Below are 12,720 nucleotides of genomic sequence, written 5' to 3'. Positions count from 1 at the left end.
GGAATAACCGTGATAACGATAAAAAAGTCGCTTAATAACAGTATGCTGCTGGTCGACAGCGATCAGCGGGAGATGATTTTGTTCGGCAAGGGGATCGGCTTTGGGGCGAAACCCGGTACCAATATCGACCTGACGCAGGTGGAGAAAGTATTCCTGCCGCTGAGCGATCTTAAATCCCGCCATTTTTTATCCCTGACGGACACCATTCCTGCGGCCTTCTTCGACATTAGCCATGACATTCTTACCCTCGCGCGCAGCCTGTGCGGAGATAAGCTCAATTCCGTCTTGCTGTTTACCCTGGCGGAGCATCTGCATTTTGCGGTGGAGCGCAGCCGGAGCGGGCAGACAATCCTGAATAAGCTGAGCTGGGAAGTGAAGCGCTACTATCCGCAGGAGTACAGCGTGGGGTTGCAGGCGCGCGCGCAGGTCAATGAGAAGTTTGACGTTGCGTTACCTGAAGACGAGGCGGTAAACATCGCCTTTCATCTGATCAACGCCAGCAGCCAGGACGACGACAGCACCGCTCATCAGCAGGTCGAACTGGTCAACCGCATCGCCGATATCGTGCGCTATAAACTGGGCAAAGCCGTCGATACCCGGTCGGTTAACTACATGCGCTTTATCACCCATCTGCGTTACTTTGCGGAGCGGGTACTGGCCGGGAAAATCGCCCTCAGCGAGACCGAAGATTTTTATCAGGAACTGATGCGCCACCGCCCGGACGCGATGACCGTGGCATGGGCGATCCGCGATTACGTGCAGGATAAATATCAGCTCACCCTGCCGAAAGATGAGTTGACGTGGTTAAGCATTCATATCAGCCGCCTGATGGACGGGCAGGCGTAAAATGCCCGGTGGCGGCTACGCCTTACCGGGCCTACAACGGCAGCGAATTGTAGGCCGGGCAAGCGAATGCGCCTCCCGGCAATCGTGCCGCCGGGATTAACCCTGGCGCAAATTCTGCGCTGCCTTCACCATGTTCGCCGCCTGATTTTGTGAGCCATCACCAAATACAAACGCTTTAAGAAATTAACCAGACTTTTAGGGTTCTCTATTCGGCATGTCAGGCGTACGCTGATTTTAATATCTACTCTTAAAACAGGAGGTTATAAGATGGCTATTCCAGTCTATCTTTGGTTAACAGATTACGCAGGCAATCAGATTAAAGGTTCCGTTGATATACGAGGAAGAGAAGGAAGCATTGAAATTGTAGAGTTTATGCATTCTGTCGATCTTCCCATAGACAACCTTACCGGTAAAATTACTGGCAAACGAATTCATGGTGATTTTGCTTTAATTAAAGAAATAGATAGTTCTTCACCTTACCTTTATAAAGGCGTATCTACCGGTAGTAAATTCAAGCAAGCAGAACTTAAATTTTATCATATAAACCATAATGGTCAGGAAGAAGAGTACTTCCGGATAACGATGATGGATGTCAGGGTGAATGGAATAGAGCCATTAATGTTCGACATCAAAAACGCCACCTTTGAAAGACATAATCATCTTGAAGCTTTTTATTTGGCTTATGAAAAAATCACATGGCATTACCTAGATGGAAATATTATTCATTCAGATAGCTGGGATGCCAAGCAGGAGGCCAGAGTATGACCTGGTTTTATAAAGTTAGTTCACATTCTTTTTATCTGGATGGCACCTATCAATTTGATGGCCAGTATGCGGGTAGGCCTGGCTTTAAGAATAATTCTGAATATGAGTGTGTAAAAAATAAAGGCCCGTTGCCAAGAGGAACCTATACCATTGGGGCTGCCTTCTATCACCCTAAAACTAAAGCATGGACAATGAGGCTAACACCTTATGACGGGAATGACATGTGCGGCAGGGATAGTTTCATGATACATGGAGAAAGTTCATTGCATCCGGGGGAAGCATCCGATGGTTGTATCATTCTGAATATTTCTGGTCGTAAAATTATCGCTGCAAGCAGTGATAAAATATTAGTCGTGGAGGATTAAATGCTTAATAAAATACTCTTGTGTATGATAATCATTATTCCTCTGTTCTCACAAGCGCAAAGTAATAGATGTGCTATTGTCGGAGCGACAATGGAAACAACTTTATTCAATGCGCTATCTCGTGATTTACAGATTGACACTTCGACTATTCATCGAAACAAAACAGTCGTTGATATTATCGATATTTCTCCCGTATCCAGGCTGTATGCTGCAACACTTGCCAGATTTGATTATGAAAGTGCTATGACACAGGGTAAAGCGAATATACCTCAGAGTGCTTATCTTGATAGCTATTACGAAAACAACACCCAATCACTTACAGCAAAATATTCATACATTAATAAAGAAATGAAGAAAGATGTCTTTATTGCTTCCAGCCTTATAAATAAAGACGAATGTTCTGTCAGGTTTAATGGTTATATTGTGCTATCAAGAGAATTTTAATCTCTCTGAAAGGCCCTACCGGACCTATAACGGCAGCGAATCGTAGGCCGGGCAAGCGAACGCGCCGCCCGGCAATCGTGCCGCCGGGATTAACCCTGGCGCAAATTCTGCGCTGCCTTCACCATGTTCGCCAGCGCGGCGCGGGTTTCTGGCCAGCCGCGGGTTTTGAGGCCGCAGTCCGGGTTCACCCACAGGCGCCCGGCCGGGATACGCTGGGCCGCTTTCTGCAGCAGGGCTTCAATCCACTCCACGCTGGGCACATTCGGGGAGTGAATGTCGTATACGCCCGGCCCGATTTCGTTCGGGTAGTCGAACTCTTCAAACGACTCCAGCAGCTCCATATCGGACCGTGAGGTTTCGATGGTGATCACATCGGCATCCAGCGCGGCGATGGAATCCATAATGTCGTTGAACTCGCAGTAACACATGTGGGTGTGGATCTGGGTATCATCCTTGGCCACCGCGGCGTTAATGCGGAAGGCCTCCACGCCCCATGCCAGGTAGGCATCCCAGTCGCTGCGACGCAGCGGCAGACCTTCGCGCAGCGCCGGTTCGTCAATCTGGATAATGCCGATGCCCGCCGCTTCCAGATCCGCCACTTCGTCACGCAGCGCCAGGGCGATTTGCTTGGCGATGGTTTCACGGGTCACGTCTTCACGCGGGAAGGACCAGCAGAGGATGGTCACCGGACCGGTCAGCATGCCCTTCACCGGCTTGTCGGTCAGAGACTGGGCATACTTCGCCCACTCCACGGTGATCGCTTCCGGACGGCTGACGTCGCCGATCACCACCGGCGGCTTCACGCAGCGGGAGCCGTAGCTCTGCACCCAGCCGTTCTGGGTAAAGACGAAACCGTCCAGGTGTTCACCGAAGTATTCAACCATGTCGTTACGCTCGGCTTCGCCGTGAACCAGCACGTCCAGACCCAGGCGCTCCTGCTCCACAATCGCCTGTTTGATGTGTTCAGCAATGCCGGTGCGGTAGTTGCCCGCATCCAGGTTGCCCTTTTTGAAGTCCAGGCGCAGGCCGCGGATCTCGGTGGTCTGCGGGAAGGAGCCGATAGTGGTGGTCGGCCATGCCGGAAGCTTAAAGCGTGCGCGCTGGGCTTCAGCACGCACTTCATAGGCGCTCTGGCGCTGGCTGTCCTGAGCGGTGATGGCGGCCAGACGCTTCGCCACTGCGACATTGTGCACGCGGGTCGAGTGGCGACGGGCCTGGATTGGCGCGCTCCACGCGGTAATCGCCGTGGTATCGCCGCTGTTCAGCGCATCGCGCAGCAGGGCCAGTTCTTCACACTTTTGCAGGGCGAAGGCAAACCAGCTCTTCACTTCCTCATCAAGCCGGGTTTCGACGCTCAGATCGATCGGGCTGTGCAGCAGGGAGCAGGATGAGGCCACCCACAGATCACGAACGCCTGCGATGTCTTTAATCTGGGCATATTTCTCGGTCAGATCGGCACGCCAGACGTTACGACCATTTACCAGACCCGCAGAGAGCAGCCAGTCGGACGGCAGGCGGGCATTCAGTTCCGCAACATCATCTTTACCCTGCACCAGGTCAACGTGCAGGCCCTGCACCGGCAGCGCGGTGATGGTATCGAGGTTCGGCGTGACTCCTTCAAAATAGGTGGTGAGCAGCAGCTTCACCTGACCCGCGAGGGCGTCGTAAGCCGGTTTGAAGGCATCCAGCCACGCCTGCGGCAGCTCCAGCACCAGGGCCGGCTCGTCGATCTGCACCCATTCCACACCGCGTTTTGCCAGCTCGCCCAGCACCTGCTGGTACACCGGGAGGATGTCATTCAGCAGGCTCAGGCGGTCAAACTGCTCGCCCTTCACCTTGCCCAGCCAGAGATAAGTGACCGGCCCCAGCAGAACAGGTTTTACCTTGTGGCCCAGGGCCAGCGCTTCGTCCACTTCGTCCAGCAGTTGGGTCCAGGTCAGTCTGAACTGCTGACCCTTCACAAATTCCGGCACCATGTAGTGGTAGTTGGTGTTGAACCATTTGGTCATTTCCGCTGCGGCAGCCGGTTCACCGGTGGGGGCGCGGCCACGGCCAATGCGGAACAGGGTGTCGAGATCGACCGATCCATCTTTGTTCTGATGACGAGCCGGCACGTTGCCAAGCAGCAGGCTGGTAGTCAGAACATGGTCGTACCAGGCGAAATCGCCCACCGGCAGCAGATCAACGCCTGCCTGTTTTTGCTGATCCCAGTGACGGGCGCGCAGCTCGCGGCCGACGGCCAGCAGCTCGTCACGGGTGGCGTTGCCCGCCCAGTAGCTCTCTTGCGCTTTTTTCAGCTCGCGACGAAGACCGACGCGCGGGAAACCGAGGGTGTGATTAATGATTGTCATGATATGTCCCCTGTGAATTTTTAGGATTTAGCCGTCCAGATGTTTACACTTCCATAATGTGAAGGTACTGTATATTCCTCAAGCGCAAATTGCTCATGGCGAAGTGAAGGACATTCATGATCGAGATTAAACACCTGAAAACGCTCCAGGCGTTGCGGAACTGCGGTTCTCTTGCGGCGGCGGCGGCCACGCTGCATCAGACCCAGTCCGCCCTTTCCCACCAGTTCAGCGATCTGGAACAGCGCCTTGGCTTTCGTCTGTTTGTGCGTAAGAGTCAGCCACTACGCTTTACGCCGCAGGGTGAGATCCTGCTGCAGCTGGCGAATCAGGTGTTGCCGCAGATCGCCAGCGCGTTGCAGGCCTGCCATGAGCCGCAGCAGACCCGACTGCGCATCGCCATCGAGTGTCACAGCTGTATCCAGTGGCTGACTCCCGCGCTTGAGAACTTCCGCCAGCGTTGGCCGCAGGTGGAGATGGACTTTAAATCCGGGGTGACCTTTGATCCACAGCCCTCCCTCCAGCAGGGCGAGCTGGATCTGGTCATGACCTCGGATATTCTGCCGCGCAGTGGCCTGCACTATTCGCCAATGTTTGATTTTGAAGTGCGCCTGGTGCTGGCCCCGGATCACCCGCTGGCCTCCAGAACGCGTATTACGCCGGAAGATCTGGCGACCGAAACGCTGCTGATCTACCCGGTTCAGCGCAGTCGTCTGGATATCTGGCGTCACTTCCTGCAGCCGGCCGGCATCAGCCCGCAGCTGAAAAGCGTGGATAACACCCTGCTGCTGATTCAGATGGTGGCGGCCAGAATGGGCATCGCGGCGCTGCCGCACTGGGTGGTGGAGAGCTTTGAACGCCAGGGTCTGGTGGTGACCAAAACCCTGGGCGAGGGATTGTGGAGCCGGCTGTACGCCGCCGTGCGCGACGGCGAGCAGCGACAACCGATTACCGAAGCCTTTATTCGCTCAGCGCGGAATCACGCTTGCGATCATCTGCCATTTGTCCGGAGCGCGGAGCGACCCAACGGCGATGTACCCACAGTGAAGCCAGGATCACCGTCCCCCCAATAATGAAACTTGGCCAGTGCGGTTGTTCCTGCCAGATGGCGAGGTTCACCAGCAGGCCCGCAGGGACGTGAACGTTGTTCATAATCCCGAGCGTCCCGGCGTCCACCTGCGTGGCGCCATAGTTCCACATGAAGTAACCCAGCCCCGATGCCACTACGCCCAGCCACACCAGCACGCTCCACTGCAGCGTGGTGGTCGGCAGCTTCTGTGGGTTCCCCAGCATGAACCACGCCGCAACCGCAACGATCGCCGCTCCCATATAGAACCAGGCAAAGGCGTTATGCTGCGGCATCGGGCGGGTTTCCATCAGACGCTTGTAGCCCACCATGCCGATGGCAAAGCTGATATTGGCGAGCTGGACGAACATCAGCCCGGTCCAGAAATGGTCGCTTACTTTGTCGTAGCGAATGATCGCCGCGCCCACCACCGCCAGCGCCGCGCTCAGCAGATAGCCCCAGCGCAGTCGGCGTTTGCTGAGCAGATCGTAAATCAGGGTGATATAGAGCGGGGTGAGAACGGTGAACAGCAGGAATTCCGATACCGACAGGTAGACGTAAGCCCGGAAGCTGAACAGATACATGATGCCGAGCTGCATCGCCCCCACCAGCATGTAGAGCAGAATGGTTTTCAACGTTTGCCCGCGCGTACGCAGGAACGGCAGGAACACCAGCGCCGCCAGCCCCACGCGCATCAGCACCGAGAAGTAGCTGTCGACATGGCCGGCAAGGTATTCGCCGATCAGGCTAAAAGAGAAGGCCCACAGGATAGTGGTGATAATGAGTAGCGCCACAATGCTTGTCTCTTGAAAAGATGGACAGGCATTGTAGCGAACTATTCGGTTGACAACTGAACGTTAAATAACCAGGTGAGATTATTCAAGAAACAGCTTACGCAGGTATTTTGGCACCGCGTTGTCAGCGTTGGTGCCGATCACCTCCAGCTCCGGATGGAGATCTTTCAGGCGCTGGTGAGCGTTTTCCATGATGCAGCCCTTACCCGCCATCGACAGCATCTCGGCGTCGTTCATGCCGTCGCCAAAGGCGATGCAGTCCCGCAGATCAAAGCCCAGACGTTTAGCCACCGCTTCCAGGGCATGCCCCTTGGAGACGCCGCCTGCCATCACTTCCAGACAGGTCAGCGTGGAGAAGCTGACGTTAACCCGGTCGCCCCAGCGGGCATTAATCGCCTGCTCCAGCGGGAGCAGCGCTTCGTGGCTGTCGGAGGTGAAGAACACTTTGCTGATGCCTTCCGGATCCAGCAGGCCCGGTTCATACAGCGAATAGTTAAAGACCGCCTCTTTGAAGAAACGCATCTCGTCCGGGCGGTGACGGTTCATAAACCACTCATCATCGCGATACACGTTAGTGATGATGTCGGGGCTGTTATGCATGATACCGAACAGATCGGTGGCAATGTCGCGATCGAGGTTATGGGTGAAGATCAGATTCCCGTCCAGATCGTGCACGCGGGCACCGTTGGAGGTGATCATGTAAGATTTGATCTCCAGATTATCGCGGATCTGCCCCACATCGACGTGGTGGCGGCCGGTAGCGAAGACAAAGTTCACGCCACGGGCGGTCAGGAGTTTTAAGGTCTCTTTCGCGTAAGGCGATAAAGTGTGGTCGGGAGAGAGCAGCGTGCCATCTAAATCAGACGCGACAACCTGGTACATAGAAAAATTTAACCTCTGGTGAATATCAGTTATGCCTGCCGAAAAAGTCGACGATGGCGTGGAGTGCGACTGAGCGCATGGCGTCCTTTTCGAAAAGGATCTCATGGTACGCGCCGTTTATGACCAGCGGTTTACCCCCTTCACAAGGGTGTCCGGCTGCGGCTCGCAGTTCACAAAAGCGGTCGTGCATGCGGTTATCCACCACCCGCTCCTCTTCAGCCTGAAGAATGAGCGTTGGCGTGTCGTCCTGACCTGCACCTGCCAGCGCCTGTTCCCCTGCCAGTATGCCTTCGCGAACCCAGTGCCAGGTGGGGCCGCCAACGCGCAAGCGCGGTTCATCGGCATAGAAACGCAGGTTACGGCGATAACGCTGCTGGCTGTGGGTTAAGACGTTGATGGCAAAAGGCAAAGCCCGCCAGCGCCCTGTTCCGATGGCGTAGCTTTCACGAATGCGCTGATGGCCCTCAGCCCAGTCGAGAAGATGGCGCACCATCCATTCCGGAAAACGTATCACAATGCCATACATTGGCGCGGTAAGCGCAATGGCATCGCACTGGTGATCGTAGCGCTGCAAAAAGAGCGTAGAAATAGCACCGCCCATGGAGTGCGCAAGAATATAGCGCTTGCGCCACGGGCCGGGCTGCACTTCCTGTTGCCAGAATGCGGCCAGATCGTCGACGTAATCACTGAAGTTATCCACGTGACCACGATGGGTATCCGGCAACATCCGACCGGAAAGCCCCTGTCCGCGATGGTCGATAATTAACACATCAAAACCCAGATGGAACAGATCGTACGCCAGCTCGGCATATTTGATGTAACTTTCGATACGCCCGGGGCAGACTACAATCACCCGGTCATTTTTTTCATCACGGAAACGAACGAAGCGTACCGGAATATCCCCGACGCCCGTAAACGCATCTTCCTCACGCTGACGCCAGAAATCGGTCAATGGCCCCATGGAGAAAGCAGCAAATGCCTTTTCTCGCGTTTCCCAGTCTTTATTCTGCTGAAACATCGGGTTTACGCCCCTGTAAGCCAAGGAATATCGTTTTTTCGGGACAGGCCGCATAATGACGTAACATTAGCGTATTGTGGCATAAAAATAGACGATTCGGGAGTTTCAAATGTCCTTCGAGTGGTGGTTCGCTTACCTGCTGACATCCATTATCCTCAGCCTTTCGCCGGGCTCCGGGGCGATCAATACCATGACCACCGCCATGAACCACGGCTATCGCGGCGCAGCGGCATCGATTGCCGGGTTGCAGACCGGGCTGGGCATTCACATCGTGCTGGTGGGCGTGGGGCTCGGCACGCTGTTCTCCCGTTCGGTGCTGGCCTTCGAAGTGCTGAAATGGGCCGGGGCCGCCTATCTTATCTGGCTGGGTATTCAGCAGTGGCGCGCCGCGGGAGCACTCGATCTGAACACGCTCGCCCACACGCAAAGCCGGGGCAAGCTGTTTAAACGGGCGGTGTTTGTGAATCTGACCAACCCGAAAAGCATCGTCTTTCTGGCTGCCCTGTTTCCGCAGTTCATCGTGCCGCACCAGCCGCAGATCATGCAGTACGTGGTGCTCGGCGTAACGACCATCGTGGTGGATATCATTGTGATGATTGGCTATGCGACGCTGGCGACGCGGATTGCGGTATGGATTAAAGGGCCTCGCCAGATGAAGGCCCTGAATAAAGTATTTGGTTCGCTGTTTATGCTGGTAGGCGCGCTGCTGGCTTCAGCAAGGCACGCTTAACGCGACAGGATGAGGTGAATGCCGAAGCCGGCGAACAGCGCGCCGGCAACGCCGTCAATCCACTTCGCCAGACGCTGATAGCCACGACGCATCGACGGCAGCGCAAACAGGCTTGCCACCACGGTGAACCAGGCGAAGGTCTCCACCACGATCAGCAGGAAAATGCCCCAGCGCGCACCGGCGCCGACGTCTTCACCCACGAACAGTGAAAATACCGAGCCGAAATAGATAATCGCTTTTGGATTGGCGAGGTTGGTCAGCAGCCCTTTCACGAAGCTGCGTCCGCCAGCCGCCAGCTCCATTTTTGGCTCTGGCGCTTCGCGATCGTCTTTCTTAAACGCCCCACGCAGCATCTGGTAGCCCATCCAGCACAAATACAGCCCGCCGCCGACCATAATGATGTTATGCAGCCAGGCCATCTTAGCGAGGATCAGGTTCAGACCCAGCAGCGCCAGGGCAGCCCAGACCATTACGCCAAGGGTAATGCCCAGCACGCCCATCATCGCCTCTTTGCGCGAACGGCTCACCGCCGTTTGTGAAACGAAGAAAAAGTCGGGGCCAGGGCTCATCAGCGCCACAATATGCACCAGCGCCACGGTCAGAAACAGGGTTAACATAATTAACTCGCGGGGGAATAGTTCAGGGAGCAATCATCCTGGCACTTTTTTGCCGGGCTGACTACTCCTCATCATCACCATCGGCATGGGAGCGAATAAGCGCCATAAACTCTTTGCCAAAGCGCTCCAGTTTGCGCGTTCCGACGCCGTTGACGCTGAGCATTTCGCTGGCGCTGAGCGGCATCTGCTCGGCCATCTCAATCAGGGTGGCATCATTGAACACCACATACGGCGGGATATTTTCTTCGTCGGCGATGGCTTTGCGCAGCTTACGCAGCTTGGCGAACAGCTTACGGTCATAGTTGCCGCCGTAGGATTTCTGCATCACCCGCGGTTTCAGCGCCACCACGCGCGGCACGGCGAGCTGTAATTCGACCTCACCGCGCAGCACCGGACGGGCGGCTTCGGTGAGCTGCAGCGCCGAATGCTGGGCAATATTCTGGGTGGCAAAGCCGAGGTGGATAAGCTGGCGGATCACGCTGACCCAGTGCTCGTGGCTCTGCTCGCGGCCAATGCCGTAGACCGGCAGCTTGTCATGCCCCATCTCGCGGATACGCTGGTTATTAGCCCCGCGCAGCACTTCCACCACGTAGCCCATCCCGAAGCGCTGGTTGACGCGACCAATGGTGGAGAGCGCCTTACGTGCGTCCATCAGGCCGTCATACTGCTTCGGCGGATCGAGGCAGATATCGCAGTTGCCGCACGACTCCTGTCGGCCCTCGCCAAAGTAGTTCAGCAGCACCAGACGACGGCAGGTTTGCGCTTCGGCAAACGCGCCCATCGCGTTGAGCTTGTGGCGTTCGATATCCTGCAGCGCCCCCTGAGGCTTCTCTTCCAGGCAGCGGCGCAGCCAGGCCATATCCGCCGGATCGTAAAACAGCATCGCCTCGGCGGGCAGGCCGTCACGTCCGGCGCGGCCGGTCTCCTGATAGTAGGATTCGATATTGCGCGGGATGTCGAAATGCACCACAAAGCGCACGTTCGGCTTGTTGATGCCCATCCCGAAGGCGACGGTGGCCACCACGATCTGCAGGTCGTCGCGCTGGAATTTCTCCTGCACGTCGGCACGAATGTGGTTTTCCAGCCCCGCATGATAGGCGGCGGCGCTGAACCCGCGGCTTTGCAGACGGGCGGCGGTGTCTTCGACCTTCGCCCGGCTGTTGCAGTAGATGATGCCGGATTTACCGCGCTGCTCCTGGACATAGCGCAGCAGCTGATCGAGCGGCTTGAACTTCTCCATCAGCATATAGCGGATATTCGGACGGTCGAAGCTGCTGACCTGAATCAGCGGATCGTTGAGCCCCAGCAGGCGCACGATATCCAGCCGGGTGGTGTCGTCGGCGGTAGCGGTAAGTGCCATAAACGGCAGCTCGGGGAAACGCTGACGCAGCTGGCCGAGCGCGGCATATTCCGGACGGAAATCATGCCCCCACTGGGAGATACAGTGCGCTTCGTCCACCGCCAGCAGCACCGGGTTCCAGTAGGCCAGATGGTCAAGGAAGTTATCCAGCATCAGGCGTTCCGGGGCAATATACAGCAGGCGAACCTGCCCGGTGCGGCACCCGGCCATCACCTCCTGCTGCTGCTCGCGGGTCTGGGTGGAGTTTAGACAGGCCGCCGCCACGCCGTTTGCCAGCAGCTGATCGACCTGGTCTTTCATCAGCGAGATCAGCGGTGAAACCACCACCGTCAGGCCATTCAGAACCAGCGCGGGAACCTGATAGCACAGCGATTTGCCGCCACCGGTTGGCATGACCACCAGACAGTCACGGCCCTTAAGGGCGGTGTTGATGATGGTTTCCTGGCCCGGGCGGAACTGGTGATAGCCAAAGGTTTCATGCAAAACCTGTTTAGCCAGCGACTCCTGATTAACGACTTCCGCCTGCACCACATCAACCCCATTTGCCCGAAATAAAAACAGGCGCTATTTTCAGCGCCTGCGAGAGAAACTTCAACGTTTAAGACAAAAACATTCGAGGAGGCTAGAAAAGATCGTTCAGCATCACGCCCACACCGACACGGGTCTGGCTGAAGTTGTAGTCGATCAGGGATTCGCCATAGCCGCTGTAGACCTGCGTATAGAGACGAACATGTTTGGTCAGCGGGTAGCTGACGCCCATCTCGGCGCCGCCATAGCCGGTGTTCCAGTTGTACTGCCCCTTCACGCTCAGCACCGCCTCGCCCAGCTGATACCCTACCCGCAGCTGGTAGTAGCCCATGTATTTGGTGATATCCGGGTTATCGTCGGTGTTGCCCACCACGTACCAGGGCTTCACCTCCACCAGCCAGTTACCGTTCTGCGCCATCAGGCGGGTATAGAGACGGTTCCAGCTACGCGAGGTGGGGTCGGAGCGACCGTTGGATTGATGGTTATAGCCAAACTCCACGTCCCGCAACGTCCAGCCCGCCAGCGAGTAATCGGTGGCAAAGCCGAGGAACAGCTGGGGCTCGTAGTTGGTTTCACGAAACGGCGAGGATTCATCGCTGTTGGATAACTGCCACCAGGATTTCTGCGTGTAGGAGCCACCCAGAATGGAATTCGGCCCCAGAATGCCGCGCCACAGCGGGAAGGCGAGACTCAGCTGGAATTTCACCTCATCTTTATGCGAATCGTCGGCCCAGTCGTAGGTTTTGATCGCCTCTTTGTTGAGGTCGCTGGTGGCGGTATAGATCAGATAATTGCTGTCGTAAGGATAGAGCGTGAAGGGATTATCGTGCTCCTCCAGCAGGTTAGCGATGATGCTGCCCCGCACGGCAGGCACCTCCTGCGTTGTCGCTTCCTGTGCAAATGCCGTAAAGGGCAGCGCAGCCGCCGCCGTTAGCCCGGCCAGATATGTCCGCATCG

General features: G+C 56.2%; 13 protein-coding genes. 6 read left to right on the top strand and 7 right to left on the bottom strand.

The features are described 5' to 3' along the window. Window positions 1-9: 9 nt before the first annotated feature. The 4 genes from ACOYA6_RS22475 to ACOYA6_RS22460 all read left to right on the top strand — a co-directional run bounded on the left by ACOYA6_RS22475 (window position 10) and on the right by ACOYA6_RS22460 (window position 2,420). On the top strand, window positions 10-846 hold the full coding sequence (locus ACOYA6_RS22475; RefSeq protein WP_223075761.1) for a PRD domain-containing protein: 837 nt from the start codon (window positions 10-12) through the stop codon (window positions 844-846). Between the two features lie 267 nt (window positions 847-1,113). After that, on the top strand, window positions 1,114-1,611 hold the full coding sequence (locus ACOYA6_RS22470) for an Hcp family type VI secretion system effector (RefSeq protein ID WP_138370964.1): 498 nt from the start codon (window positions 1,114-1,116) through the stop codon (window positions 1,609-1,611). Next, on the top strand, window positions 1,608-1,976 hold the full coding sequence (locus ACOYA6_RS22465) for a tlde1 domain-containing protein (RefSeq protein ID WP_422655447.1): 369 nt from the start codon (window positions 1,608-1,610) through the stop codon (window positions 1,974-1,976). The genes ACOYA6_RS22470 and ACOYA6_RS22465 overlap by 4 nt, the downstream gene beginning before the upstream one ends. Beyond that, window positions 1,977-2,420: a Shiga toxin A subunit gene (locus ACOYA6_RS22460; protein WP_255296685.1), complete on the top strand. Its 444-nt coding sequence runs from the start codon at window positions 1,977-1,979 to the stop codon at window positions 2,418-2,420. It abuts the gene before it with no gap. Between the two features lie 89 nt (window positions 2,421-2,509). Here the strand turns inward: ACOYA6_RS22460 and metE are convergent, their stop codons facing one another. Further along, on the bottom strand, window positions 2,510-4,771 hold the full coding sequence (gene metE, locus ACOYA6_RS22455) for a 5-methyltetrahydropteroyltriglutamate--homocysteine S-methyltransferase (RefSeq protein WP_422655446.1): 2,262 nt from the start codon (window positions 4,769-4,771) through the stop codon (window positions 2,510-2,512). A gap of 116 nt (window positions 4,772-4,887) precedes the next feature. Between metE and metR the strand changes: the two genes are divergently transcribed. Next, the gene (gene metR, locus ACOYA6_RS22450) at window positions 4,888-5,841 is read left to right on the top strand and encodes an HTH-type transcriptional regulator MetR (RefSeq protein WP_072036703.1); all 954 of its coding nucleotides are present in this window, start codon (window positions 4,888-4,890) and stop codon (window positions 5,839-5,841) included. On the opposite strand, the gene ACOYA6_RS22445 is transcribed toward metR, so the two are convergent. From ACOYA6_RS22445 to pldB, 3 genes are all read right to left on the bottom strand, one after another. Continuing rightward, on the bottom strand, window positions 5,729-6,628 hold the full coding sequence (locus tag ACOYA6_RS22445; protein WP_039031199.1) for a carboxylate/amino acid/amine transporter: 900 nt from the start codon (window positions 6,626-6,628) through the stop codon (window positions 5,729-5,731). The two genes, metR and ACOYA6_RS22445, sit on opposite strands and share 113 nt — an antisense overlap. An 81-nt stretch (window positions 6,629-6,709) precedes the next feature. Continuing rightward, window positions 6,710-7,510, bottom strand: coding sequence for a sugar/pyridoxal phosphate phosphatase YigL (gene yigL / locus ACOYA6_RS22440; RefSeq protein ID WP_039031200.1), 801 nt, complete (start codon window positions 7,508-7,510; stop codon window positions 6,710-6,712). 25 nt (window positions 7,511-7,535) lie between these two features. Further along, complete coding sequence (gene pldB, locus ACOYA6_RS22435; protein WP_422655445.1) at window positions 7,536-8,528, bottom strand: lysophospholipase L2; 993 nt, start codon at window positions 8,526-8,528, stop codon at window positions 7,536-7,538. Between the two features lie 109 nt (window positions 8,529-8,637). Between pldB and rhtB the strand changes: the two genes are divergently transcribed. Beyond that, on the top strand, window positions 8,638-9,258 hold the full coding sequence (rhtB, locus tag ACOYA6_RS22430; protein WP_139563808.1) for a homoserine/homoserine lactone efflux protein: 621 nt from the start codon (window positions 8,638-8,640) through the stop codon (window positions 9,256-9,258). Here rhtB and rhtC read toward each other — a convergent pair. The 3 genes from rhtC to pldA form a co-directional block, all read right to left on the bottom strand. After that, a complete protein-coding gene (gene rhtC, locus ACOYA6_RS22425; RefSeq protein WP_039031203.1) occupies window positions 9,255-9,875 on the bottom strand; it encodes a threonine export protein RhtC in 621 nt (206 codons plus the stop codon). The two genes, rhtB and rhtC, sit on opposite strands and share 4 nt — an antisense overlap. 61 nt (window positions 9,876-9,936) lie before the next feature. Further along, on the bottom strand, window positions 9,937-11,766 hold the full coding sequence (recQ, locus tag ACOYA6_RS22420; RefSeq protein WP_422655444.1) for an ATP-dependent DNA helicase RecQ: 1,830 nt from the start codon (window positions 11,764-11,766) through the stop codon (window positions 9,937-9,939). 91 nt (window positions 11,767-11,857) lie between these two features. Beyond that, on the bottom strand, window positions 11,858-12,718 hold the full coding sequence (gene pldA, locus ACOYA6_RS22415; RefSeq protein ID WP_039031205.1) for a phospholipase A: 861 nt from the start codon (window positions 12,716-12,718) through the stop codon (window positions 11,858-11,860). Between the last annotated feature and the right edge of the window lie 2 nt (window positions 12,719-12,720).

This window comes from Leclercia barmai (assembly GCF_049312895.1).
Classification (GTDB): Bacteria; Pseudomonadota; Gammaproteobacteria; order Enterobacterales; family Enterobacteriaceae; genus Enterobacter; species Enterobacter barmai.
The sequence above is the reverse complement of the archived record's forward strand: the minus strand, read 5'-3'. Positions and strand labels throughout refer to the sequence as shown.

What these genes read in the sequence shown, in the direction of transcription:
- rhtC (WP_039031203.1), bottom strand. Translation starts at nt 9,875, where the DNA reads ATGTTAACCCTGTTTCTGACCGTGGCGCTGGTGCATATTGTGGCGCTG.
- ACOYA6_RS22465 (WP_422655447.1), top strand. Translation starts at nt 1,608, where the DNA reads ATGACCTGGTTTTATAAAGTTAGTTCACATTCTTTTTATCTGGATGGC.
- metE (WP_422655446.1), bottom strand. Translation starts at nt 4,771, where the DNA reads ATGACAATCATTAATCACACCCTCGGTTTCCCGCGCGTCGGTCTTCGT.
- ACOYA6_RS22460 (WP_255296685.1), top strand. Translation starts at nt 1,977, where the DNA reads ATGCTTAATAAAATACTCTTGTGTATGATAATCATTATTCCTCTGTTC.
- metR (WP_072036703.1), top strand. Translation starts at nt 4,888, where the DNA reads ATGATCGAGATTAAACACCTGAAAACGCTCCAGGCGTTGCGGAACTGC.
- ACOYA6_RS22470 (WP_138370964.1), top strand. Translation starts at nt 1,114, where the DNA reads ATGGCTATTCCAGTCTATCTTTGGTTAACAGATTACGCAGGCAATCAG.
- yigL (WP_039031200.1), bottom strand. Translation starts at nt 7,510, where the DNA reads ATGTACCAGGTTGTCGCGTCTGATTTAGATGGCACGCTGCTCTCTCCC.
- pldA (WP_039031205.1), bottom strand. Translation starts at nt 12,718, where the DNA reads ATGCGGACATATCTGGCCGGGCTAACGGCGGCGGCTGCGCTGCCCTTT.
- pldB (WP_422655445.1), bottom strand. Translation starts at nt 8,528, where the DNA reads ATGTTTCAGCAGAATAAAGACTGGGAAACGCGAGAAAAGGCATTTGCT.
- rhtB (WP_139563808.1), top strand. Translation starts at nt 8,638, where the DNA reads ATGTCCTTCGAGTGGTGGTTCGCTTACCTGCTGACATCCATTATCCTC.